The sequence below is a fragment of the Bacillus inaquosorum genome (genome assembly GCF_023238325.1).
GTDB classification, from domain to species: Bacteria; Bacillota; Bacilli; order Bacillales; family Bacillaceae; genus Bacillus; species Bacillus inaquosorum.
The window spans coordinates 1,441,262-1,465,606 of sequence record NZ_CP096592.1; the positions used below are offsets into that span (position 1 = coordinate 1,441,262).

General features: G+C 43.8%; 28 protein-coding genes and 1 pseudogene. 23 read left to right on the plus strand and 6 right to left on the minus strand.

From position 1 onward, the window contains the following. Positions 1–3: 3 nt before the first annotated feature. The 20 genes from M1M80_RS07055 to M1M80_RS07155 all read left to right on the plus strand — a co-directional run bounded on the left by M1M80_RS07055 (position 4) and on the right by M1M80_RS07155 (position 16,055). The gene (locus M1M80_RS07055; RefSeq protein ID WP_003239117.1) at positions 4–222 is read left to right on the plus strand and encodes a YqzN/YkzM domain-containing protein; all 219 of its coding nucleotides are present in this window, start codon (positions 4–6) and stop codon (positions 220–222) included. Beyond that, complete coding sequence (locus tag M1M80_RS07060; RefSeq protein ID WP_003239116.1) at positions 219–1,619, plus strand: phage tail sheath family protein; 1,401 nt, start codon at positions 219–221, stop codon at positions 1,617–1,619. Before M1M80_RS07055 ends, M1M80_RS07060 begins: the two co-directional genes overlap by 4 nt. Position 1,620: 1 nt before the next feature. Further along, positions 1,621–2,064, plus strand: coding sequence for a phage tail tube protein (locus M1M80_RS07065; RefSeq protein ID WP_003239114.1), 444 nt, complete (start codon positions 1,621–1,623; stop codon positions 2,062–2,064). A 90-nt stretch (positions 2,065–2,154) separates the two neighbouring features. Continuing rightward, positions 2,155–2,601, plus strand: a complete 447-nt coding sequence (locus tag M1M80_RS07070) for a phage tail assembly chaperone (protein ID WP_003232676.1) — start codon at positions 2,155–2,157, stop codon at positions 2,599–2,601. A gap of 29 nt (positions 2,602–2,630) precedes the next feature. After that, the gene (locus M1M80_RS07075) at positions 2,631–2,780 is read left to right on the plus strand and encodes a hypothetical protein (RefSeq protein ID WP_003239113.1); all 150 of its coding nucleotides are present in this window, start codon (positions 2,631–2,633) and stop codon (positions 2,778–2,780) included. A gap of 1 nt (position 2,781) precedes the next feature. Beyond that, positions 2,782–6,783 (plus strand): transglycosylase SLT domain-containing protein, encoded by a 4,002-nt coding sequence (locus M1M80_RS07080; RefSeq protein WP_080428995.1) that lies wholly within the window; start codon positions 2,782–2,784, stop codon positions 6,781–6,783. Further along, complete coding sequence (locus M1M80_RS07085; RefSeq protein WP_024121074.1) at positions 6,776–7,435, plus strand: LysM peptidoglycan-binding domain-containing protein; 660 nt, start codon at positions 6,776–6,778, stop codon at positions 7,433–7,435. The genes M1M80_RS07080 and M1M80_RS07085 overlap by 8 nt, the downstream gene beginning before the upstream one ends. A 15-nt stretch (positions 7,436–7,450) precedes the next feature. Further along, positions 7,451–8,428, plus strand: a complete 978-nt coding sequence (locus M1M80_RS07090) for an XkdQ/YqbQ family protein (protein WP_060398440.1) — start codon at positions 7,451–7,453, stop codon at positions 8,426–8,428. After that, the gene (locus M1M80_RS07095) at positions 8,428–8,694 is read left to right on the plus strand and encodes a DUF2577 family protein (RefSeq protein ID WP_019714098.1); all 267 of its coding nucleotides are present in this window, start codon (positions 8,428–8,430) and stop codon (positions 8,692–8,694) included. The genes M1M80_RS07090 and M1M80_RS07095 overlap by 1 nt, the downstream gene beginning before the upstream one ends. Positions 8,695–8,753: 59 nt before the next feature. After that, positions 8,754–9,179 carry a DUF2634 domain-containing protein gene (locus M1M80_RS07100; RefSeq protein WP_060398441.1) on the plus strand — a complete coding sequence of 142 codons (426 nt, stop codon included), beginning with the start codon at positions 8,754–8,756 and terminating at the stop codon, positions 9,177–9,179. Beyond that, positions 9,172–10,218 (plus strand): baseplate J/gp47 family protein, encoded by a 1,047-nt coding sequence (locus M1M80_RS07105; protein WP_060398442.1) that lies wholly within the window; start codon positions 9,172–9,174, stop codon positions 10,216–10,218. Before M1M80_RS07100 ends, M1M80_RS07105 begins: the two co-directional genes overlap by 8 nt. After that, a complete protein-coding gene (locus M1M80_RS07110; protein WP_060398443.1) occupies positions 10,202–10,780 on the plus strand; it encodes a YmfQ family protein in 579 nt (192 codons plus the stop codon). The genes M1M80_RS07105 and M1M80_RS07110 overlap by 17 nt, the downstream gene beginning before the upstream one ends. Then, complete coding sequence (locus tag M1M80_RS07115) at positions 10,777–11,049, plus strand: hypothetical protein (RefSeq protein ID WP_060398444.1); 273 nt, start codon at positions 10,777–10,779, stop codon at positions 11,047–11,049. The genes M1M80_RS07110 and M1M80_RS07115 overlap by 4 nt, the downstream gene beginning before the upstream one ends. A gap of 2 nt (positions 11,050–11,051) precedes the next feature. Continuing rightward, on the plus strand, positions 11,052–13,163 hold the full coding sequence (locus tag M1M80_RS07125; protein WP_060398445.1) for a hypothetical protein: 2,112 nt from the start codon (positions 11,052–11,054) through the stop codon (positions 13,161–13,163). Between the two features lie 11 nt (positions 13,164–13,174). Further along, positions 13,175–13,504: an XkdW family protein gene (locus M1M80_RS07130; protein WP_060398446.1), complete on the plus strand. Its 330-nt coding sequence runs from the start codon at positions 13,175–13,177 to the stop codon at positions 13,502–13,504. After that, positions 13,501–13,665 (plus strand): XkdX family protein, encoded by a 165-nt coding sequence (locus M1M80_RS07135; RefSeq protein ID WP_019258164.1) that lies wholly within the window; start codon positions 13,501–13,503, stop codon positions 13,663–13,665. Before M1M80_RS07130 ends, M1M80_RS07135 begins: the two co-directional genes overlap by 4 nt. Positions 13,666–13,711: 46 nt before the next feature. Then, positions 13,712–14,551 (plus strand): phage-like element PBSX protein XepA, encoded by an 840-nt coding sequence (gene xepA / locus M1M80_RS07140; RefSeq protein ID WP_060398447.1) that lies wholly within the window; start codon positions 13,712–13,714, stop codon positions 14,549–14,551. Positions 14,552–14,603: 52 nt separating this feature from the next. Then, a complete protein-coding gene (locus M1M80_RS07145) occupies positions 14,604–14,873 on the plus strand; it encodes a hemolysin XhlA family protein (RefSeq protein ID WP_060398448.1) in 270 nt (89 codons plus the stop codon). Positions 14,874–14,885: 12 nt separating this feature from the next. Continuing rightward, the gene (locus M1M80_RS07150) at positions 14,886–15,149 is read left to right on the plus strand and encodes a phage holin (protein WP_003239099.1); all 264 of its coding nucleotides are present in this window, start codon (positions 14,886–14,888) and stop codon (positions 15,147–15,149) included. A 12-nt stretch (positions 15,150–15,161) separates the two neighbouring features. Next, positions 15,162–16,055, plus strand: coding sequence for an N-acetylmuramoyl-L-alanine amidase (locus M1M80_RS07155; RefSeq protein WP_060398449.1), 894 nt, complete (start codon positions 15,162–15,164; stop codon positions 16,053–16,055). 36 nt (positions 16,056–16,091) lie between these two features. On the opposite strand, the gene spoIISC is transcribed toward M1M80_RS07155, so the two are convergent. The 6 genes from spoIISC to steT form a co-directional block, all read right to left on the minus strand. Continuing rightward, positions 16,092–16,229, minus strand: a complete 138-nt coding sequence (gene spoIISC, locus M1M80_RS07160; protein WP_119913750.1) for a three component toxin-antitoxin-antitoxin system antitoxin SpoIISC — start codon at positions 16,227–16,229, stop codon at positions 16,092–16,094. A gap of 84 nt (positions 16,230–16,313) precedes the next feature. Further along, entirely contained in the window at positions 16,314–16,484 is a 171-nt protein-coding gene (gene spoIISB / locus M1M80_RS07165) for a three component toxin-antitoxin-antitoxin system antitoxin SpoIISB (RefSeq protein WP_003239095.1), read from the minus strand. Further along, the gene (gene spoIISA / locus M1M80_RS07170) at positions 16,484–17,230 is read right to left on the minus strand and encodes a toxin-antitoxin-antitoxin system toxin SpoIISA (RefSeq protein WP_060398450.1); all 747 of its coding nucleotides are present in this window, start codon (positions 17,228–17,230) and stop codon (positions 16,484–16,486) included. Before spoIISA ends, spoIISB begins: the two co-directional genes overlap by 1 nt. A gap of 109 nt (positions 17,231–17,339) precedes the next feature. Beyond that, a complete protein-coding gene (locus M1M80_RS07175; RefSeq protein WP_003239093.1) occupies positions 17,340–18,341 on the minus strand; it encodes an inorganic phosphate transporter in 1,002 nt (333 codons plus the stop codon). Between the two features lie 12 nt (positions 18,342–18,353). Further along, positions 18,354–18,971, minus strand: coding sequence for a DUF47 domain-containing protein (locus M1M80_RS07180; RefSeq protein WP_003218470.1), 618 nt, complete (start codon positions 18,969–18,971; stop codon positions 18,354–18,356). Positions 18,972–19,246: 275 nt separating this feature from the next. Further along, the gene (steT, locus tag M1M80_RS07185) at positions 19,247–20,563 is read right to left on the minus strand and encodes a serine/threonine exchanger (protein ID WP_060398451.1); all 1,317 of its coding nucleotides are present in this window, start codon (positions 20,561–20,563) and stop codon (positions 19,247–19,249) included. A gap of 385 nt (positions 20,564–20,948) precedes the next feature. Here steT and M1M80_RS07190 point away from each other — a divergent pair, with 385 nt between their 5' ends. The 3 genes and pseudogenes from M1M80_RS07190 (at position 20,949) to M1M80_RS07200 (ending at position 24,345) form a co-directional block, all read left to right on the plus strand. Then, positions 20,949–21,899 (plus strand): ring-cleaving dioxygenase, encoded by a 951-nt coding sequence (locus tag M1M80_RS07190; RefSeq protein ID WP_060398452.1) that lies wholly within the window; start codon positions 20,949–20,951, stop codon positions 21,897–21,899. Positions 21,900–21,999: 100 nt separating this feature from the next. After that, positions 22,000–22,145 (plus strand): annotated as a pseudogene (locus M1M80_RS07195) (hypothetical protein). A 7-nt stretch (positions 22,146–22,152) separates the two neighbouring features. Then, a complete protein-coding gene (locus M1M80_RS07200; protein WP_060398453.1) occupies positions 22,153–24,345 on the plus strand; it encodes a glycosyltransferase family 39 protein in 2,193 nt (730 codons plus the stop codon).

Consider the following 24,345-nt stretch of genomic DNA (forward strand, 5'->3'; position numbering starts at 1 on the left):
GCGGTGGCAAAGGACAAACAACAGAAGAAGGCTGTACATACAAAGAGCCGGGAAACTCTTTTTGATACAGCGGATTTGATTAAGCACGCGAAGGAGCTGTTCGGCGTTAAGCCGGATATCCTTCAGGGGGCTTTATTTGGCGTGGATCAAACACGTATGACGAAATCAGAAGCCAATCAATTGATTCAAACATTTCTAACCAAGGAGGTCATGTCATCATGAATGGCGGAACATTTACAACAGGAAAAGAAAAAGAACGTGCAGGCATTTATTTTAACTTTAAAACGACAGCGCAGGAGCGGGTGTCACTCGGAGAACGGGGAACAGTCGCACTCCCGGTTGCATCAAGCTGGGGGGAAGCGAAAACGTTTGTCTCCATTTCCAGCGTAGAAGATTTAAACAAAAAAGTGGGCCTTAGCATTGATGATCCATCATTATTGCTTTTGCGTGAAGCAAAGAAAAATGCGAAAACGGTATTAATGTACCGTCTAACCGAAGGTGTCCGTGCGTCTGCTGATATTGCTGAAGGTGTCAAAGCGACTGCTGTATATGGCGGATCAAAAGGAAATGACATTATCATCCGCATTAACCCCAATGTGCTGGATGCTGCTTCTTTCGATGTGACAACGTATATGGATGAGTCAGAGGTTGATAAACAGACCGTCAAAAAAGCTGAAGAATTAACAGCTAACGGCTATGTCACCTTTACCGGAACAGGCGATCTTTCTTCGACGATTCCGCTCACTGGATCAGAAGGGGAGACTGCAGCTGAATCTCTGAATGCATCTGCAGGAATCCGTTTATCCGGCGGTACGGATAAAGCCCCTGTCAACTCCGACTATACAGATTTCTTAGCCGCAGCTGAAACGGAGAATTTTGATGTGATTGCGCTGCCTGTTGCGGAAGGTGATCAGCTGAAGGCGACATTTGCTGCTTTCATTAAGCGTCTGCGCGACGGCCAAGGACAAAAAGTGCAAGGGGTCACAGCGAATTATGCGGGTGACTATGAAGGCATCATCAACGTAACAGAAGGTGTGCTTCTCGAAGATGGCACGGAAGTTACGCCGGACAAAGCAACGGCTTGGGTAGCTGGAGCGAGCGCAGGAGCAACCTTTAACCAATCACTGACGTTCGTTGAGTACGAAGGCGCCGTTGATGTGTTACACCGCCTTGACCACGATACGATTGTTGAACGTCTGGGCAAAGGCGAATTTTTATTCACATTCGACGCCCGCGATAAATCCGTCAGCGTAGAAAAAGACATTAACTCACTCGTCACGTTTACAGCCGAGAAAAACAAAAAATTTGCGAAAAACAAAATCGTCCGTGTCCTGGACGCCGTAAATAATGATTTAACACGCGAGCTGAAAGCCTTAATTAAATCAAGAAAAGGCAGCGGAAGCGATATTCCGGCGTCTGAAGACGGACTTCAGTATGTGAAAACGATGATCACGCAATACATGACAACTCTTCAGGATGCTGGCGGCATCACTGGCTTTGATTCTGATGAAGATATCACCATTTCAATGAATGAAGACCGTGACGGCTTCTTGATTGACCTGGCTGTACAGCCTGTCGACGCAGCAGAAAAATTCTACTTTAATGTGGAGGTAAACTAATATGGCATTAAAAGCTCAAAACACAATTTCAGGTAAAGAAGGCCGCTTATTTCTTGATGGCGAAGAAATGGCGCACATCAAAACATTTGAAGCAAACGTCGAGAAAAACAAGTCTGAAGTAAACATTATGGGCCGCCGCATGACAGGCCATAAAACAACAGGGGCAAACGGAACTGGAACAGCAACGTTTTATAAAGTCACATCAAAATTCGTGATCCTGATGATGGACTATGTCAAAAAAGGCAGCGACCCATACTTCACACTCCAAGCTGTTCTGGATGATCAATCCTCCGGCCGAGGCACAGAGCGAGTCACGCTGTACGACGTCAACTTTGACTCTGCCAAAATCGCAAGCCTTGATGTCGATTCAGAAGCGTTAGAGGAAGAAGTTCCATTTACATTCGAAGACTTCGACGTGCCTGAAAAGCTTTCTGACACGTTTTAATCAAAGGTGAACAACCCATACGCAGACCTTTCTTAGAAAGGTCTGTTTTTTACACGATGAAATCAATCAAAAGACAAGGGAGTTTTTTACATGAGCGAGAAGAACGAAAACGTATATGATCTTTCCTTTTTTATGCCGGGAAAAACAATTGAAGCTGAGGAAATCAAAGTGCCGATCTCAAAGCGTTTTGTTGATAAAAAAGGGAATGTCATTCCGTTTATTTTAAAACCGATTACAACCGAACGAATTGATGAATTGGAGAAAGAAAATACCACATTTAAAAATGTGAAAGGCCGCGGCCGCGTCAAAGATTTAGACTCCCAGCGCTTTTATGCGAGAATTGCTATCGAATCCACTATATATCCTGATTTTCGTTCAAAAGATTTAAGGGAAGCATACAAAACAGCGGATCCGGTAGAAGTCGCCAAACGTGTACTATCTGTGGGGGGAGAGTATGCAAACTGGCTGAATAAAGCTATTGAAATCAATGGTTTTGAGGATGATCTTGAAGATCTAGAAGAAGAAGCAAAAAACTAGTAAAGGATGGTGATAAGGAAGCTGTGTATTTGTATTATGCAATGCATGAGCTTCATTATTCGCCATCCCAGCTTCTTGAATTATATGAAGCACCAAAACACTTTAAAGCTCTTTTATTTGGGTTGATAGGATATAAGCTAGATCTATTAGAAAAAGAATCAAGGAGAGGAGGGAATTAATATCGCAAAATTAACAGCCCGTTTCGATCTCGAAGACAAGGTATCTAAAAAACTAAAACGGATACATAAAGGATTCCAAGAGGTCGAAAAAAAAGTCAAGACCATCAATCGACAAATCAAAATCAGTATCAGAGCTGAAGATCAGGCATTTTACCGTCTGAGAAAAATAAACGACTACATCATTTTAAAATTTGCAAAATCACTTGAAATCAAAGTTGTACTTGATGACCAAGCCACTGCAAAGCTGGAAGCGATTGAACAAAAACTAAAACGGATGCCGAAAGAAACGAAGCTGACTGTATCTTTGGTAGACCGGACAAGAGCTGCGTATAAAAAAATAAAGAAGATGCTATCTAATCAAAAGCTATCATTCCTTTTGATTCCAGATGACAAGGTTACGTCAACAGTTAAAAAAATTATTGGATATATCAAGAAAAATTTAAAAAACGGCTACACAGTTAAATTAAAAGTCATCGATGAAATCTCCAAAACAGTTAATCGATTAACATCACTTTTGAGGAAATTTGAAAAAACATATTATGTAAAAGTCGTTATTAAGACAAAAGTATCAGACAAAATCAATAAAAAAGAAAGTCCGATTAACAAAGAAAAGACTAAGAAAGAATCAGACAAATCCTCTGATAAAGGCTCAGATAAAAGTTCTGACCAAAAACCCGGCTGGGTCGGGAAAATTAAAGGATGGCTGAAGGATTGGTGGTCAAAATCAGCTTGGCCATGGATTAAGGATACGCTCAAAGGGATAGGGAAAGCTTTTTTAGATCGTTTCAAAGAGAGATTGTTAGAAAAGCTGAAAAATGATGTGTTTGATAAGATCATTGATAAAATTTTAGGCCCCCAAAAGAAGGACGATTCTGGTGAAAATTCCGAAACAGATAATAAAGTCCTTAACCGTAATACAGGAGGAAATTGTTGCTGTTGCTGCTGTGAAGGAGGCGGTAACGGTCCAGGCACTAAAAATAAAAAAACATATAGAAAGAAGAAAAGCCCGACAAAAGCTCCAAACAGAACACTCAAGGTTCCAGGAGAGGTAATAAGAAGACGCCAGAGTGGCACATCTGGTGAAAGTGCACCTCGGACTTCAGGTTCGAAGTTAAAGAACTGGCTCGGAGGCTTAAAATCGCTAGGAAAGGATTCCTCCAAACTAGGAAAAGCATTCAGAGGAATGGGAAAGTCTGTTCCATACGTAGGATCTGCTTTAGCAATGTTCGATTTAGCTGGAATCAATAAAGATAATGCTGGTGAAAAGGTTGGTTCAATCGGTGGCCGCATTGCCGGAGCGGAAGCAGGTGCAACTGCAGGAGCAGAAGCAGGTGCAGCGATTGGATCCTTCGTAGGTCCGGAAGGTACAGTAATAGGAGGCGCTATCGGCGGAGTAGGCGGCGGTTTAGTAGGCGGAATAGGCGGCGAAGAAGCAGGTAAGAACATTGGTAAGATGTTTGATACTTCTAAGTTAAAGGAGAACATAAGTAATTCACTATTTAACAAAGAGTGGTGGAGTGGAAAATGGAATTCAATCTCTGACACAGCCAATGGGGCAATCACTTGGATTGAAGATACATGGAGTAAAGTTTCAACTTGGTTTGATCAGTATGTGTTTACGCCTATTTATAATGTAGCTGTACCCGTAATTAATTTTATAGTAGGTCTGTTTGCTTATGCATGGGATGGCATATTGGCAGTATGGAATGTTGTCTACCCATGGTTTAAGGATAACGTGTGGGATCCAATAAGCGGAGCGGTTACTACTGTGGCTACAACGATATGGACAGGATTATGTAACGCTTGGACTTTTATTTCTGGAATATGGTCTACTGTTTCTACGTGGTTCATGGACAATGTATGGAACCCTGTGAGTGAAGCCGTAACCACTGCGGCAACATGGATTTGGAGTAAGATTAACGATGCATGGACTACTATTTCTGATATTTGGTCAAGCGTATCAGATTGGTTTTATGATAATGTATGGAACCCGATCGTCACAAAAGTAGATGATATTAAAACTTCAATAAAAGAAAAATTTGATGATGCAAGGAAGTTTTTTGAGGATGCATGGGATGGAATTGAAACTTGGTTTAATGAACATGTGAAAGATCCATTGGTTAAAGTATCAGAGAAAATTGCCGAGAAATTTCAATGGCTATTCGATTTAAAAGATTCAGTTGGAGGTTTCGTTGCAAAAGTAATACACAGGGGGGAGGAAGTTACTCACCTCAAGAAAAAACCAAGCAAAAAGGGTTCGAAAGAGAAAAAAACCAGTTCCAAAACAACTACTAATAACATTTTTGCTCAGTCTCCATCAAATAATAATATGACTGTTTTTCAACAAGCACTGAATCAGAACGCCACAGGCGGCTACATCACCAAACCAACCATCTCGTGGATCGGTGAAGCCGGCAAAGAATTCGTTATCCCAGTTGATAACAATCGAGGCCGAGGGAAGATGCTTCTTTCACAAGCGGCGTCTAAGCTAGGTATGCAAGTCGTAGACGATATGGGTGCCGCTTCGTCTTCCGGTGGAAGTCCGGTATCTGTTTCAGGAGGAGCGGCTGCCAGTCCGTTATCAGGATCAGCCTCCCCGGCAATGGACACTGCAAATCTTACAGGCCGAGCGTCCACACTCGGACAGCAATTTTCAGAAGGCTTTGGTAAAGGCATCAGCAATCAGCCGGTCAAAATGGAAGACTGGAAAAAGAAAAACATCAATACGCCATTTACACAAATGATTTCTGCCTCACCAAATTTCGGCAAACAAATGGTAAGCGGGTATGCCAAGGGCCAAAACGGTACAGCAACCGGCACAGACGGCTTTTTGCAATCAAAAGTTAAAACACCGTTCCAAGCTACTGTGAACAAATCGTCCTCATGGGGCACAGGAACGGTCAAAGGCTTTGCCCAAGGACAAAACTCAACCCAAACAGGGACGGCACAATATGTCAGCACACATGTTGATAAACCATTCTTGCGTTCTAAAGATACATCCAACAGCTGGGGTTCAGGCATGATCGGTAACTTTGTAACAGGCATGAATTCTAAATCCAGTGAAGTGAAACAAGCTGCAAAGGATATGGCGAAGAGGGTAGAACAGGCTTTCCGTGAGGAATTAGATATCCATTCACCTTCCCGCGTCATGATGAGTTTGGGGCGTTTTGCTTCAATCGGTGTTGTCAAAGGTCTTGGATCAGTAGATGTAAAGAAATATGCTGAAAAACAAGCTGGATCACTGGCGGCGGCCTATTCAGGAATGGGCGCGATGAGCGGTAATGTGAAACAGTGGATTATGGCCGCTCTCATGGCCACAAAGACACCGATGAGCTGGCTTCCGGGACTTATGACAATTGCGCAGCATGAATCCGGTGGCAATCCGAACGCAATCAACCTGTGGGACAGCAACGCAAAAGCGGGGCATCCATCACAAGGGCTCATGCAGACAATCCCAAGCACCTTTAATGATCATAAAGCACCGGGCATGGGTAACATTAAAAACCCGATTCACAACGCGGCTGCGGCGATCGGCTATATTAAAAGCAGATATGGTTCAATCAATAACGTGCCAGGCATAAAAAGCATGAATCATGGCGGACCGTATGTTGGATATGCCAACGGCGGGCTGATTACAAAAGAGCAAATCGCCCGTGTCGGTGAAGGAAACAAGCGGGAATGGATCATTCCGGAGGAGCGGGGCATACGTGGCCGCTACCTCCTTCAGAGAGCGGCACAGGCTCTTGGTATGGAAGTGACAGATCCATCTCAATCCCAGCAGTCTGAGCTTTCATCAGGACAAGTTTCCGCTGTTACTTCAGCTAGCCGGCCAACGGCAGCGGTTTCCGGATCAAAAGAGATTTATATTCAATTTAACGGTGACCAGCACTTCCATAATGGACAAGACGCCGAAACCCTTGCGGCGAAAATCAAGCAGGCGCTAATAGACGAGCTGCAAAAGGATATCAATATTGGAACGAAGGGAGTCGTTGCATTTGACTAAATCCGTATATGAATTTTGGATTTCACAAGGGAAGGACAAGCTGCGGCTCCCCGTTCTTCCCGACCAGCTGAATATTTCAAATACGGTTCAGAATGAGACGGTTAAAGTAGCCAAGTTCGGTGACCTTACATTTATTGACGAACAGGGAGCGAAAGAAATTTCGTTCTCTTCGTTTTTTCCGAAGAAATACAGTCCGATAGCAGAATATCAAAACTTCCCGTCGCCGGAAAATGCGATAACAAAAATTGAAAAATGGATGAAGGCCAAAAAACCGGTTCAGTTTTTGATTACGGGAACCAAAGTGAATCTGACTTGCAGCATTGAAGGTTTTTCCTATAGCGAAGGCCAGCAGGATATCGGTGATCGCTCGTTTGATATTCAATTAAAAGAATACAAAACCGCTTCCCCCCGAAAAATCAAGCAGAAGAAAAAAACAAAGGCAAAACGTCCATCAAAGGCTTCTCCGAAAACCTATACAGTGAAAAAGGGAGATACGCTGTGGGATATTGCCGGCAGGTTTTACGGGAACAGCACGCAGTGGCGTAAAATTTGGAACGCCAATAAAACAGCAATGATCAAACGAAGCAAACGAAACATCAGGCAGCCGGGCCACTGGATTTTTCCCGGTCAAAAATTAAAGATACCGCAATGAAACAGGTGATGTATGATGATAGAACTGTTTGTCATTAAAGACACAGAGTGGCTTGAGCTGGTAGCAGAAAGCGTATCGCTGGAAGGCCATCGTTATCAGGCGCCGCGCTCCATTGAAGCGACCATCGTTATCAAACAGGGCGACCAGACGTATTACAGCGTCACAGAAGGAGATACCGTCTTGTTTAAGTGGAAGGGAAAAGAGCTTTTTCGGGGCATTGTTTTTGCAAGAACGCCGGACGAGCATACGCTTGCTTTCAGCGCGTATGATATGCTCCAGTATCTGGTCAAAAACCAGGATGTGTACGTGTTTTCCAACCAGCGTGCTGATCAGATGATCAGGAGGATTGCCAATGATTTTCAAATACCGACAACCTTGATTGCGAACACAGGCCATACAATTAAAAGCCTTGTGATAAAAAATGATACGACCCTGTATGACATCATCTTAAAAGCATTGAAACAGACGAAAAGCCAGACAGGACGACATTATCAGCTGTATTCGGAAAAAGGAAAGCTCGGTCTGCGCGCTTGGCCAGATCCGTCGGAAGTATGGGTGCTGGAAACGGGTGTCAATATCACGGGATACCAATACAGCACTTCCATAAACGACACTGCAACACGGGTGGTGCTTCGCCGGCAGAAGGACAATAAGACGTATAAAGCGTCTGCCAAGGACAGTTCAGGCTTAAACAAATACGGTGTGCTTCAATATACGGAAACGGTCACAGATGACATCAACCAGGCTCAGCTTCAGCAGCGGGCAGATGTGCGCCTTGCTGAAAAAAAGGGCGTGAAAAAAGAACTGAAAAATATTCAGGCAGTCGGCATTCCGGAAGTGCAGAGCGGCTTGCCTGTCTATATTTCCATTCCGGAGGCCGGAATCAAGAAAACCTATTGGGTAGATACGGACCGGCACGAGTTTAAAGGAACGAAACATACGATGACCATTGATGTAGTCGAAAAGAACACCATGCCGGAAGGAGTTTCCTGATGAGATTGAGTGAGGCTATAAAACATTTGGCTGTTGGCGCAGTTGACGCTGAGTCTCCGGTGGAACTGCTCCCGGCTGAAGTCGTTTCGGTTTCTCCTGTGGAAATCAAATTAAAAGAAAACAGCAAACTGATCATACCGGCAGATGCCATCATTATCCCAAAACGGATGCAGTCCGGAGGAGACGATGCACTCGAGCCGGGGGATCGCGTCATGACCGCGGCTCTGACTGGCGGTCAATCGTTTTTTATTTTAGATAAAGTATAGACAAACCGCTTCAGACACGAAGGGGTTTTTATTTAGCTTGTCATAAAGGAGTGGGCATCATGGCCCTGACACCAGAAGTGGAGTTTGAGGATTTTGAAGATGATAGTGAAGTCATTGAAACCTCGCAAACGTACAAAATAGATTTTGAAAACGGAAGAATTACAAATGAACTGATTACTGGGCTTGAAGCGATCAGACAGTTCGTGTATATCGCCTTACAAACAGAACGATATGCGTACTCCGTATACAGCCATAATGTCGGAAATGAGCTTCAGGACGTGCTTACAGATCACGAGACGACTGATGCCTACAAAAAAATGGAGATTCCGAGGCTGATAGAAGAGGCGCTGGTTTATGACGACCGGATATCTGCCGTAACAGACTTTGAGATAGAAAAACAAGGCGATGCGTTTCATGTTTCTTTTGTGGTAGAGACAGATGAAGGGACGCTTGAGATTGAGGAGGTGATTGGCGAAGATGTTTGAAGATCAAACCTTTGAAGATATTATGGAGCGTATGCTGAACAGCATCTCCGCAGATATTGACACAAGAGAAGGCAGCGTCATTTATAATGCGTTAGCCCCGGCGGCAGCCGAGCTTGCGAAGTCATATATATGGCTGGATACTGTGCTTGAGCTAGTCTTCTCTGATACTGCGCAAGGCGAATTTTTAGACCGGCGTGCAGCGGAAGCGGGGATTGAACGGACAGCCGCGACAAAGGCGGTCAGAGCGGGAGAGTTTACGTCTGGAGTTACCATTCCCGCGGGCTCCCGCTTCTATGTGGATAATCTTTATTTTCAATATACGGCAGACGGGACGCTCATCTGTGAAACACCTGGTGAAGCAGGAAACGCCAATCTGACCGGACGCAATTTACTGTCACTGGATACCATTCCCGGTTTAGAAACAGCCATTGTCAAAGAAATCCTGATTCCAGGGCGCGAGGAAGAAGGAGACGACAGCTTACGAGAACGGTATTTTACAAGGGTTCGCCGTGAGGCTGTTAGTGCCAATAAAATGCATTATAAAGAGTGGGCTGAAGAAGTGGATGGAGTTGGGAAGGCAAAGATCTTCCCGCTTTGGAACGGTGAGGGCACAGTCAAAATTGTTGTCACGAACGCGAACCTTGAGCCCGCTTCTCATATTTTAATTCAAAAAGTGAAAGATTATATCGACCCTGAACCAGGACAAGGGGAGGGGCAGGCGCCAATCGGAGCCGTAGTTACAGTGGAAAGCGCGGTCTGGAAGGAAGTTGAGATTTCGGCCGAAGTGCTGCCTGAGATCAATCACTCAATTGATGAGGTGAGGTCAGAAATTGAGGAAGGCGTTTTAAATCTCTTTAAGAAAATGGCGTTTGAAGATAACGTTATCCGTCTTTCACAAATTAACAATATCGTCTATAATTCGCCATCAGTCAGTGACTACTCCAATATTCAAATCAACGGCACGTCTGAAAATCTGGTGCTGAGCGACGTAGAAATTCCTAAGCTTGGGCAGGTGAAGATCATTGAGCAAACAAGATGACATGAGAGCTTATCTGCCGCCGTTTCTCACCAGCCTTAAAGAAATGGCCGAGCTGCTGAAAGCGGAAGCGCCTGAGTTTGATAAACAGAATAACAGCATATTTGATCTGACGGATCAATTATTTGTGCCGACAGCGACATGGGGGCTCAGCCGCTGGGAAAAGATTTTAAACGTGCCGCGGGAATCAGGCGACACCGATGAGATCAGACGATTGCGGCTCATTTCAAAAATGTCGAACATTCCGCCAATCACCTACAGGGCCATTGAGCAGGCGGTGAACCGTTTCTTGAAAAACCCGTCTGCACAAGTCCGCCTGCTTCCCGGCGAATACCGCTTTAACGTGGACATCAATGTTGATGACCTTCAGCACATGAATGAGCTGATTGAAGCCATAGAAAACATGAAGCCCGCTCATTTGGCGTATACGCTCAGAGGCGGATTGAACGAAACGCTCCAAATAAAAGACACAGTCATCCTGAATCACCGCAGATACCGAACAGCCAGTGAGCTGAAGGTCGGTTATTCGGTCACCCTTAACAACAATGAGGTGGTTTTACCTTGATTTCAACCATATACAGAGAACGTACAGCGGCAGATCTGAAAAGCAGAATTGATCACGTGCTGCTTAACGGACAAAAAACAGAAATAGTAGAACTCGCCATTGACGGAGCGACAGTCACCGTTCTGACAAAACGTGAGGAAGACATCAAGCATATCGAAACGGTACAAATTTTTGACGAACTGGGCAACATCATTACAGAAAGAAAAACAGACCTGGACGTCAGCGAAAACAGAACAATCGATTTGAGATTTACCTTTGAGGTGGTGTAAACATGGCATACGAAGAAAAAACAGACTGGCTTCCCGACGACCCGATCAACGAAGACGACGTCAACCGCTGGGAAAAAGGAATAAAGGACGCCCACACAGACTTGGCTGCCCACAAAAACGACATGAACAACCCCCACAACACAACAAAGGCGCAAATCGGGCTGGGGAACGTGGATAACGTGCAGCAGGCAGCGAAGAAGGATTTCGACCAGCATGATCAAGATCAGGTGCGGCATATTACAGAGGAAGAGCGTGAGAAATGGAATGGCGGTCAATTATCTAAGATTACAAAAGATGATGGACAGCCTATGTTCAATATCACGAGTGATTTCCATACCGAACTGATGAACTATCCTACATTGACTTATTTTTCTTATACGGGATCGCCTCTGAATTCACCAGGTGGCTCAGGGAGAGGATTTTGGACTTGCAGTGACAGCAAATTAAATGGTCATGTAATTGTAATGACAAATGATAATAAAACTTTCCGTAAAACTCTCTTAAACGGCAACTGGTCAAATTGGATTGAATTAGAGACGACGGAGGGCGCTCAAACAAAAGTGAACGCTCATGCAGGTAAGGCGGACATACATGTCACACAATCAGACAAAGACAAGTGGAATAACAGTCAGCTTTTTAAAGTCACAGCAGACAACGGACAAGCAAAAATAAACTTAAGCGAAACAGATGATTTCCATGAAATTGTTCCGAAGTACACTGGAATGGTTCATTTCACCTCCTTGTCAAAAACGGTGAATGGTCCAGGTACTTCAGTCAGGGGCATATGGACAATTAATGCTACCGGGAATTACGGACATATTATCGCTTTTGATAACGCTAATAAAACGTATCGGAAAACGATATCAGGAGGAAACTGGTCGAATTGGATTGAATTAGAGACAACAGCTGGAGCAGAGGCAAAGGTATCTAATCATGCTAAGGATTCTACAGCCCATATTACTGTAGCAGAACGAGATAAGTGGAATGCTGGACAGTTGTCTAAAATTACAAACGATGCAGGTGGAGTTTTTATTTCGATAGGTGATACAGATGATTTCCTCAGTAAAATTGTAAAATCTGGGGAGAGATTCGGGACTTTTTATTCGAGTGGTAAGCCAACTAATGCGCCCTCTACTTTATCAACAAGAGGAATATTTCATTTTACAGCAACTGATAGCAATGGCAATGGAACTTTTGGATATGTAGTAGCAATTGATTATAGGAATAATATGTTTACAAATTATGTTGATGGTAATTTAGGCTGGCAAGGATGGAATAAAATTGAAACCGAAAGCGGTGCTCAAACAAAGGCTGATAAATCCTTAACAGATGCAAAAAACTACGTAGATACAAACTATTCAAATCAGAAATTAACCATTCTTACAGGTTCAAATGCAATACAAGATGCAAGAACTGGAGGGAATGAATATCCTCCGGGGCTAACCCTAATGGATGTTGGTCAAGGAAATACAACGGGTTATCCACTTGGTTATGGAATTGTGAAAAATGAGAAATATCATGATTATAGATTTACTCAATATTTTTATGGTACAGGAAATGAATCTGGCAGTTATTTTGATAGTACTGGTACATGGATTCGTCACTGGTGGAATGGATCCGGCTGGACCGGTTGGCAGAAGATTGCTGGATTTGCTCATGCGAATATCGGGACTACAGGAAAGCAGCTGTTAACGAAAGGTGAACTTCAGAAAATAAATTTTAATAGGAAAATAAAAGACAGCCACAATGCATTTGATGTTAAAAATAACAGATTCATTGTCCCTAATGATGGAATGTATGTAGTAAACGCAGGATTATATATTGAAAATTATCAACGATATACTAATTATGAAACATCTATTTATGTAAACGGTGTGAGATATAAAAATATTGCACACTACAGAGTAAACCCAGCTGATCCATCGGACACTACAGATATAAATATAGGTCTATATGGAGCTGCAACAGTTCCGGCTAATAAAGGTGACTATATTGAAATCTATCTATATGTCGGATATAACGGTGATACCACAAGGAATATCACAGACAACCCAGGGTGGTATAACTATTTTGATATAACAGAAATAGGAGGTCGGAATTTTCCGATGCTATAGGAGGTACAAAAATGATATTATACGACGCAATCATGTACAAATACCCTGACGCAGTTCCAAGAAAAGATTTTGAATTAAGGAATGACGGCAATGGTTCTTATATTGAAAAATGGAACCTGCGCGCCCCAATCCCAACCCAAAAAGAACTTGAATCCTGGTGGGAAGAATCACAAAAAAACCCGCCGTACGAGCCGCCTGATCAGGTGGAACTCCTCGCTCAGGAATTGTCACAGGAAAAGCTGGCACGCAAGCAGCTTGAAGAACTGAACAAAACATTAGGGAGCGAGCTGTCAGATATAAAGCTTTCATTACTTTCCCTGAAAGGAGATCATGCTGAATGAATTATTGGGTGCTTGCCCTCTATTATGAGTGGGCGACAACGGATATGGTCAAACAGGCCGTAGCATATAAGGACTGTTCAATTGAGGATCTGGCAGAAGGTGTGAACAAAAAGCTGATCACTTCTGACCAGTATAAAGAAATTACCGGTAAAGCCATGTAAGGCTTTTTTATTTTGCCTGTTTTTAGAGACCAAAAGGAGGATGAAGATGGTGAAGTATCAATATGAATTTCCTCTCGATAAGACTGGAAAAGCCGGAGCTGTAAAGCCCTACAGAGGAGAAAAAAATGATTTTGTGACGCCTGTTTCGAATTTGTCGGGTGTAGCGGAGATTTTAACAAATGCCGCGCTAAAGGCGACTGAGGCATACAGTCAGCTCGGGCAAGACAGGCTTGGCACAATTCTGATTTCGAAAGTGAAGGGCTGGGCGTATGCAGATCGTGAAGGCACGCTCTTTATTGAAGAAAGCGACAACAACAATGTTTGGACAACGACAGCAGCAATTAATGTCGCAGCAGGTGTCCTGACGGAAACGGACTGGGTGTATCTGTCTAAACGCTATTACCGCTTCCGCTTTGTGAACGGGAATCTTCAGCAATCAGAGTTTGTTTTATACCAATCAGTCGGCGCGGGAGAAATGGATGTGCGTTTAAGTGAAAAAGCCCCTTTGCAGATTGACTTTTCGGAATATCAAACAGATGATGGACGGCTGAAAGTGGCAGCTGGCAAAACGTTTGACTTTGTCTTTCATGAAAATGCAGAGTCCGCTGGCGAAGGTGCCGTGTTACCTGTGGACGGCGCCGCCCATTTACTCGTTGAGCTGTATGGCACAGCGGAAACGAGTGAGGTGAAATTTTGGGGCAAATCGGTGTCAGGACAGAGACTTCCGATTAGAGGCGTGAAATCTGATGATGCCTCCGCTGCCTGCAGTACGTTAGGGAAAGCTGAGGCATGGGCCTTCGATATTAAAGGGTTTAAGGAAATCATCATGGAGATCGTCAGTATCACCGGCGGGACTCTTTCGATAAAAGGAAGCGCTGTTTCATAACCATTTCGGCCCTCGGAAGGGAGGTGATCCGCATGTAAAGGAGGAGTGAATGATGCAGCAAGAGATAGATGTAAATGTGGTTCAGCAAGATTTAGCAGACATGAAAGGTGAGCACAAAGCACTTGAGCAGAGGGTTTCCGCATTAGAACGCGTGTCTGACCGGCAAGATCAGCAAATCATGACGCTGAACGAAAAATTAAACAAAATTGAAGAAAATACAACATGGATTAAACGCACCATCACAGGTGCCATCATTACAGCAGTGTGCACAGGGATCATTGGCGGAGCTATCGCGATTATGTACAACCTGTTGCAGCATTAGAGGGGGATTTTCATGAAAACGTATGACAAAGGCACGGTCATCAGGACGGTGCTTCTTTTGGTTGCATTAATCAACCAGACCATGATGATGCTTGGCAAATCACCATTGGACATTCAGGAGGAGCAGGTCAATCAGCTTGCTGACGCTCTTTATTCGGCCGGATCTGTCATTTTCACAATTGGAACGACACTTGCCGCTTGGTTTAAAAACAATTATGTAACAGAAAAAGGGAAAAAACAACGTGACTTGTTAAAGGAAAATAATCTGACGAAATAAGGAGAGATGAAAATGGTTAACATTATTCAAGACTTTATCCCAGTCGGTGCAAATAACCGCCCAGGCTACGCAATGACACCTCTTTACATTACAGTGCACAATACAGCGAACACCGCAGTCGGAGCAGATGCTGAGGCGCATGCCCGCTATTTGAAAAATCCTGATACGACGACAAGCTGGCATTTTACTGTTGATGATACAGAAATTTATCAGCATCTGCCTTTAAATGAAAACGGCTGGCATGCGGGAGACGGAAACGGCAGCGGCAATCGGGCTTCTATCGGAATTGAAATTTGTGAAAATGCCGATGGGGATTTTGCGCAAGCTACAGCAAATGCCCAGTGGCTGATCAAAACATTGATGGCTGAGCACGGTATCAGCCTTGCTAACGTTGTACCCCATAAGTATTGGTCTGGCAAGGAATGTCCCCGCAAGCTGTTGGATACGTGGGATACGTTTAAAGCAGGGATTGGGGGAGGCGGCAGCCAAACTTACGTCGTGAAACAAGGTGACACGCTTACATCCATAGCGAGAATGTTCGGTGTTACTGTAGCTCAGCTGCAAGAGTGGAACAATATCGAAGATCCGAATTTTATTCAGGTCGGTCAAGTGTTAATTGTCAGTACTCCGTCGTACGCTGCAGAACCCGAGCTCTATCCGCTTCCAGATGGCATCATTCAATTGACAACACCATTTACCTCAGGAGAACACGTCTTTCAGGTGCAAAGAGCACTGGCCGCTCTCTATTTTTACCCTGATAAAGCGGCTGTCAACAACGGAATTGACGGCATTTACGGACCGAAAACAGCTGACGCGGTTGCCCGTTTTCAGTCTGTGAACGGTTTAACCGCCGACGGTATATACGGGCCTGCGACTAAAGCGAAAATCGCAGCTCAACTAAGCTGATCACAGAACACAAAAATCCCGGAGCTGCTCCGGGATTTACTTTTTCTTCTTCAACTTTTTTAAAATTCCTGCGCTCCGCTCCCTCACACGAAGCGAATACCCGGAAAGTCCAAACCTTCCGTAATCAACAAACTTCACACGCCTCACCAATTTTTTCACTGTATCACCTGACAATATCCTCTGTTTGTTTTAGTATATGTAACCCTTTAAGAAAAGGAATAAGGACAAGAGCTGTTTTCCCTTGTCCTTTTAGTGTGATCATGCTTTTTTTCGTTTATACTCGTCAATCAGCCGTTCGTTTTCTTTAAAGATTCTTGCTGTATGCGGACTGACTTGATAGCTTGCAACACTGGTGGTTGAACGTTTTTTCAGGATTTTAAACGGCTTCGCCGCTCGGGGCTCGCATCCGTTTTGAAACGCGCGTTCCATTATCCTTCACCTTCCTCCTCAATTGGCAGCACCAAATCATATATGCTCGTTAATGATGTGAAAAGCAAATAATCAAATTCAGTGACAATGCTGTCAGACGTCAGCTTGATGACATAGCTCTGTGTCTCGATGGTAAAAGGAATGAGAACCATTTTTCCGTATTGGTCGTAATAAACATCCTTTCGATCAAGCCGGTTTTGCACGTCTGCCGGATCGTCCATATGCTCGGTTAACCGGTCTTTATCAGCCTGTGTCGAATAGTGACAAAGGGAGGCTGTTAAATTCATTTTATCGGCATAGGTTTTCAGCAGCTTATCAATACCTTCAGCATATGCATCTATACTTCCATAATAAACATGGATCGGTTCGTTTTTCAATAGGTATTGGTATGTTTTCAGCCGATTGAGATACATGTGGAGCATTTCGTTGTTTTCTTCAAGGATTTCTCTTGTGTCTGTTTCCAGTTCGCTGCCAGCCAGTTTTTTGACGTATGCGCTTAAGAAGATGAAAGCGTCAATTAAAGCGAAACTGACAGCGACAATGAGGTACCGTTCCCAGTGGGTAAATAGGGAAGAGGGCTCATATGTCCAGTATACCATAGCGCCCAGAACAAACAGCAAGTACCATGTTTTCCGGATGGCGGACATTTTTTCTTTGACCTTCGCTTCGAACCGCCACGTGGCGTACACGTATAAGCCTAATCCGGCCATGACGCACCAGACCATGATCTGAAAGAATAAAAGCATACATCAATCCCTCACATCTGAAATAGGTTCTGCTTATTGTATTCGAGAGATACGGCTGGTTTTCCTGTTTCATCAAAAAAACCGCTCCTTTGACAGAAGCGGTGTAACCTTAAAAAATCATATTTAAAATAAAGTAGGCGATGGCACCAAGTGTCGCTGAAATCGGAAGCGTGATGACCCATGTAATGAGCATCCGCTTAGCTGTACCCCAGTTTACGCCTTTTACCCGGTGTGACGCACCGACGCCAAGGATTGATGAAGAAATGACGTGGGTTGTGCTGACCGGCAAATGAATAAATGTGGCGCCGAAAATAATGGCTGCCCCGGTTAAGTCAGCGGATACACCGTTTACCGGACGAATCTTCATGATCTTTCCGCCAACGGTTTTGATGATTTTCCATCCGCCGATTGAGGTTCCGAGACCCATGGCTGTCGCACAGGCGAATTGCACCCAGGTTGGAATATCATTAGCAGAAGTATGTAAATTCGCTGTGATGAGAGCCATTGTGATAATTCCCATTGCTTTTTGCGCATCGTTTGTTCCGTGTGTATATGATTGCAGGGCAGCTGTTACAATCTGCACTCTGCGGAATTGCTTGTTCGTTTTCGCCAAATTGCTGTCTTTGAAAATCAGCTTGACGATGCTGTAAAGAATAAAACCAAGGACAAAGGCAATAATTGGTGATAAGAGCAGTGCTTCAATGATTTTAATGAAGCCCTTATAATTTAACGCAGTAAATCCGGCTGCCGCAACTGCTGCACCGGCAATTGCCCCGATGATGGCATGGGATGAGCTGCTTGGGATGCCGTAGTACCATGTGATAAGGTTCCAGGCAATCGCAGCGATTAGCGCAGCCAAAATCACGACAGAGCCATTCTCTAACGTATAAGGATCTACAATGTCTTTCGTAATGGTTTTGGCAACACCTGTAAATGTCATTGCTCCGATAAAGTTCATCACAGCCGCCAATATGATGGCATGGCGAGGTTTCAGCGCTTTTGTCGATACCGAAGTCGCAATTGCGTTCGCCGTATCATGAAACCCGTTGATGAAATCAAACGCCAGAGCACAAATGACTATTAGTATTGTTAATATTAATAGAATATCCATTTTTACCCCTCGTTACGCGTTTTTCATAATGATGGTTTCAAGATTATTGGCAACACTTTGGCAAGAGTCGGCAATTTCTTCAAGCGTTTCGTAAATTTCACGATATTGAATGACTTTGATCGGATCTGTTTCATTTCCGAAAAGATTTTTTAATGATTTTCTGTGCAGGTTGTCACAACTGTGCTCATACTCTTTAATTTTGATCGCGTGAGGCTGAATATCCTTTAAGCGGTTTTCTGCCAGCAGCTCAATTGTAATCAAAATTTCTTTCGCACATTCTCTGATGTATCCGCTGAACTTATCGATATGCTCGTCTGATGAAGTGATTGAGAAAATCTCCATCATGGCAGAGAAATGTTCAATTCCGTCAAGCACATCATCCAGGCTGTTTGTCAGCTGAAGGATATCTTCGCGCTCAATAGGAGTGATGAACGCTTTGTTAAGCTCTTTAATCATGACATGAACATGATTGTCACCTTTTGTTTCATATTCCTTTAACGTATCTGCAAATTCTTTAAGCGTCGTTTGATTAGTGACCTTAAAATTCACAAAATATTCTGCAGTTTCGTCTATGTTCTTTGCAATTTCTGTTAAAAGGAGTGAGAACTTATCTTTTTTTCTTCTTATCATTAAAAACCCTCCATAGTTTGAATGAACAATGCACACATCAAATTATTATATAGCCTTTTGTCGAAAAAAAACAGGTAAAGTCGAAAAAAACGTATCTTGACTTTTTCGATAAATCGTGTCTCCTTATTTTGACCTACTTCCCTTTAAAAAAACGACCCAAGTTTGCAAAAACTTTCTGCTTAACGTAAAAAGTATATCAAAAGTTGTGTTTTTCCTGTCAACTTTTATCTTCTGTTTCACCAAAAAACGGTTCCCTAAACAAGGGAACCGTTTTATCAGCTTGCTTTTCGTTTTTTTATCCAGTAATAAACAGGCAGCCCGGCAAGTCCGATGAGGATGGATAATCCGCAGCTCAGTGTATCTGTAATGAGTGTGCTGCCTAATACAAAGAGTGAGCCTGCGATGGCCAAAATCGGCATGAATGGGTAAAGCGGAACACTGTAGGCGCGCTTTTCTCCCTTTGTTTGCTTGCGGAGGATAAACACCGCAAAAAAGGCCATCACATAAAAAATGTAGATCATGAAAATCGAGATTTCTGAGAGCTTATCAGGGTTGCTGATCAGCATCATAATCAAAGACACGGCAATTTGGAAGGATATCGCAATCCATGGTGTGCGGAACGTCGGGTGCACATGTGATAGTTTTTCAGCAAATGGAAGCTGCTTGCGTTCCGCCATTGCAAATGACACACGCGGGAAAGAAAGGACCTTTCCGTTTAAGCAGCCGAAGATGCTGACAATAATCCCGACACTGATCAGCTTTCCGCCCATTGACCCGAACAGCATGGTGGCAGCAGTGCTCGTCGCATTTTCGCCAAGTGTGACAATTTCGTTCGCTGACAATATGTGAAGCAATGCAAAATTAATGAAGATATAGATTGCTGTTACAATTAATAATCCGCCTGTCATAGCACGCGGCAGCAGCTTTTCGGGATTTTTCATTTCTCCGCCGAGAGCGGCCAGAAGAATCCATCCGTCGTAAGCAAACAGTGTAGCCAAAATGGCTGCTCCGAAGTTCATATCGGAAATGCTTTCGTTTACTGCTGTGAAGATGTGCTGATCGCCTTTCCAAAGGCCAAAGATGATGATGCATGCAATCGGAATCAGCTTTCCGATCGTTGTCAGCGTTTGGACAAAGCCGCCGTATTTTGTACCGATAATATTAATGACGCATAAAAAGAGAACTGCTATAATTCCGATTACTTTTGATAGGCCAGATCCCCAGCCGAAAAGATTCGCCATTAAAGATCCAAAATATAAACCCAGTGCGCCAATAATCGCCGGACCGTAAATGATAATCTGCACCCAGCCGCACAAAAATCCCCAAAACTCGCCGTACACTTCTTCAAGGTACGTATAAAGCCCGCCGGTTTTTGGAATCTGCGTTCCGATTTCCGCGATTGTCAAACCGCCCGCCAGAGTTAAAATACCGCCTAACAGCCAGGCGAAAAGCGCTGTTTTTGAATCACCTGAATAAGCGAGCACAGCGCCAGGCTTCATAAAAACACCTGAACCGATAATGGTTCCGATGACAAGAGTAAGGGCAAACAAGAGGCCTATCTCTTTTTTTAAACCGTTGTCTTCAGTATGCATGTCCTTAACCTCCTATGATGTTGAAGCTTCATAATGAAGAATCTATTTTTCATATTGTAAACCCTATTTTAGAAAAGTGGAATAAAATAAATTTTCTGATTTTCGATATTTGCATGTGTATGCCAGATAAAACTGTGAAAACACATGATTTAATGAGTTATAAACGAATAAATGTATAGTTTTTGGATTAAAAAGTTCGTGTTTTTCAGGAGATTTTTTGCCGATACGGAGGGTGCTGTGAGAACGAAGGAAAATAACGAACCTTCAGTGAAGCTGATATGTTGACTTTCCCGTGCGAATAAAATACCTTGTAATTAGAACAATAAATATACAACTATGATGCGATATCTCGAAATCGAGATAAAATGACCTGGAGGGACAGCATATGAAAGTCAACGGCATACATCACGTGTCGGCATTAACAGCCGACGCACAAAAAAACTTAGATTTCTATAAAAAAGTATTAGGATTAAAGCTCGTCAAAAAATCCGTCAACCAGGATGAACCGACAATGTATCATCTGTTCTACGGAGATGAAGTGGCAAATCCGGGAACTGAGCTGACGTTTTTCGAGATTCCGCGCATTGCGCCGTTTCATGCGGGAACAAACAGCATTTCTTCTATTGGTTTGCGCGTTCCAAGCACAGAAGCTCTGCATTACTGGAAAGAACGTTTTGAAGAGCATCAGGTGGCGTACAGCGGCATTGCCAAAAGAGCCGGACGTGACATATTGGCATTCCAAGATCATGAAGGACAGCGCCTTGTGCTGACTGCTGATGAGAAAGGCAAAGGATATGGTCTGCCTGTTAAACAAAGCGGCATTCCGGAAGAATTTTCGTTTCGCGGGTTGGGGCCGGTTGAACTGACTGTGCCATACGCTGAACCAACTTTACACGTACTGACGAATATTCTTGGATTTACAGAAATCAGCCGTGAAGCAGTCGAAGGGCAAGGAACCGCCGTTATTTTGGAATCTGGAGAAGGCGGTGCGGCAACAGAAATCCATTTAATAGAAAGAAACGATCTTCCACGAGAGCGCCAAGGCAAAGGAAGTGTTCACCATGTCGCGTTTCGGGTAAGAGATGAAGAAGAACTTGCCGGGTGGCACCAGATCATCAGCCGGGAAGGCTATAGCAATTCCGGCATCGTTGAACGCTACTACTTCAAGGCGCTGTATTTCAGAGAGCCGAACGGCATCTTGTTCGAGTTATCAACAGACGGACCAGGCTTTATGGTTGATGAAAACCTTGATGAGCTTGGCCAAACGATTGCTCTTCCGCCGTACCTTGAGCATCGAAGAGCTGAAATTGAAGCAAAACTAAAACCGATTCAATAAATTGAGATTCATTTGCCTTCCGGCGCCGCCGGAAGGCTTTTTTTATTACCATAATTAATTTTGACCTAAACAGCATGCCTTATTAGGGAGGAAATATCAGATGCTGATTGGGAGAAATGGCTTAAAACCCTTTGCATATAGGACGATTGGTATGAAATGGACTCGGCAAAAATATTGTCTTTGTTTATTAATAGTTTATTCATATTTGCTTGTTACACTATTTCAAAGTTAGACAAAAAGGAGTGAAAAACACGTGGAAAAGAAAAAACGCGAGCTGGATATTTTCCTCATCCTCATTTTGCTCGCATCTGCATTCTTAAATATCTATAACATTTGGAAGGACGACACGGTGAATCCTTATTACACCGCGGCAGTTACAAGTATGATGCAAAGCTTTCATAATTTCTTTTATGCTTCGTTCGATGCTGCCGGCTTTATAACAGTTGATAAACCGCCTGTTACATACCAAATCCAAACGATCAGTGCACTGATATTCGGTATGCACGGGTGGAGTGTCATTCTCCCTCAAGCATTGGCAGGTGTAGGTTCAGTACTTCTTATGTACTTGCTGATTAAGCCGACATTCGGAAGAACGGCGGCACGTATTGCCTCATTTGTTATGGCATGTACGCCGATTGCTGTAGCTGTAGCACGTACAAACAATGTTGATGCATTACTGGTATTTTTCTTATTGCTGGCTACTTGGCTTCTCTTTAAAGCCATCAAAAAAGGAAAGCTGATCTGGCTGTTAGCAGCATTTTTCGTTGTTGGAGTAGGTTTCAATACAAAAATGCTACAGGCTTACATGATTTTACCGGCTTTCTTATTGTTCTATCTGATTGCGGCAAACACCACAATCAAGAAAAAAATCGTTTCATTGGTAAGTGCTTTAGCTGTATTGGCAGCCGTTTCGTTATCATGGCCGCTCATTGTTGACAATATCCCTGCAAGCAAGCGGCCTTATATCGGAAGCAGCCAGACCAACTCTGTTTTGGAATTGGCTTTCGGATATAACGGGATTCAGCGGCTGACAGGCCAAAATTCCGGCGGCGGCCAGGACGGATCAAACGGAGACGCTTCAAAAGAAATGTCTTCTTCCGATAACAGTTCATCGCAAACTCAAGCACCGCCTAATCAGTCATCAGCATCAGGCAGCAGCTCATCAAGCGATGATAAATCATCAAATGGCAATATGACGGCACCTCCATCCAATGGTCAAATGCCTAGCGGCGGTCAAGGAGGCCCTCCAAGCGGAGGAGATGGCGGCCAAGGCGGACCTGGCAGAGACGGAGGGAAAGGCGGTACAGGAACCGGTTCAAAAATGCAATCAGGTTCAGGAATGTTCGGGACGGGAACACCTGGTCCGCTGCGGCTTTTCCAACAAGAGTTATCTGATCAAATCAGCTGGCTTCTGCCATTTGCGATTTTTGGAATTGCAGGCTTACTGATCGCAGGCGCGAGAGAAAGAAGAAGGCTATCTGCAGAGCAGAAGGAAACGGTTTTCTGGGTTGCATGGCTTGTACCGATTGCCGGATTCTTCAGTGTCGCAGAATTTTTCCATCATTATTATCTCATTATGCTGGCACCGCCGATTGCGGCTCTTGTCGGTGCGGGATGGGTTGCCCTTGTTCATCTGTATCGCAATCAGACAGGCTGGAAATCATGGCTTCTGCCGGCAGCGATTATTGCGACAACTGGATTTGAATTGTTCATTCTCAGAAACTACAACGATCAAATCGGAGCAGGATGGAGCATCGGTGTAGGGGTTATCGGCGCGTTATCTGCAATTGCTCTGCTTCTGTTCAAACAGCGCCAACAACCGATCAGTTATTATGTATCACTTGCAGCTCTTCTTGCATTGCTGGTGATGCCGATTTATTGGGCAAGCACACCGCTTCTGTACGGAGGCAACAGCTCACAGCCTGAAACAGGGCCTCAGCTTGCATCAATGAGCGGAAAAGGCATGGGAATGTCTGATGCGACTGTAAATGAAAAACTGATCAAATATCTAGAGGAAAATAACTCTGGAGCTGAATACCTATTTGCCACAACCGACTCGAACACAGCAGCGCCATATATTATTAAAACGAAAAAAGCTGTTATGACAATTGGCGGATTCAGTGGTTCTGACCCGGCTATCACGCTGACTCAATTTAAAAAGCTTGTAAAAGAAGGAAAAGTGAAATACTTCTTAGCTTCTGGAAGAGGAAGAGGCGGAAACAATGACATTGTTGAATGGGTTGAGAAAAACGGAAAAGAAGTGTCATCAGATAAATGGCAATCAAGCTCTGATCAACAATCATCATCTGATCAGAAAACAGAAAATACTGATTCAGCTGACACATCAAGCAACAGCAAGTCTTCAGGCGAAAACGGCCAAATGGGCGGCGGACCTGGCGGAATGAATCAGTCAGCTACATTATATGAACTAAATGCTGATGAATAG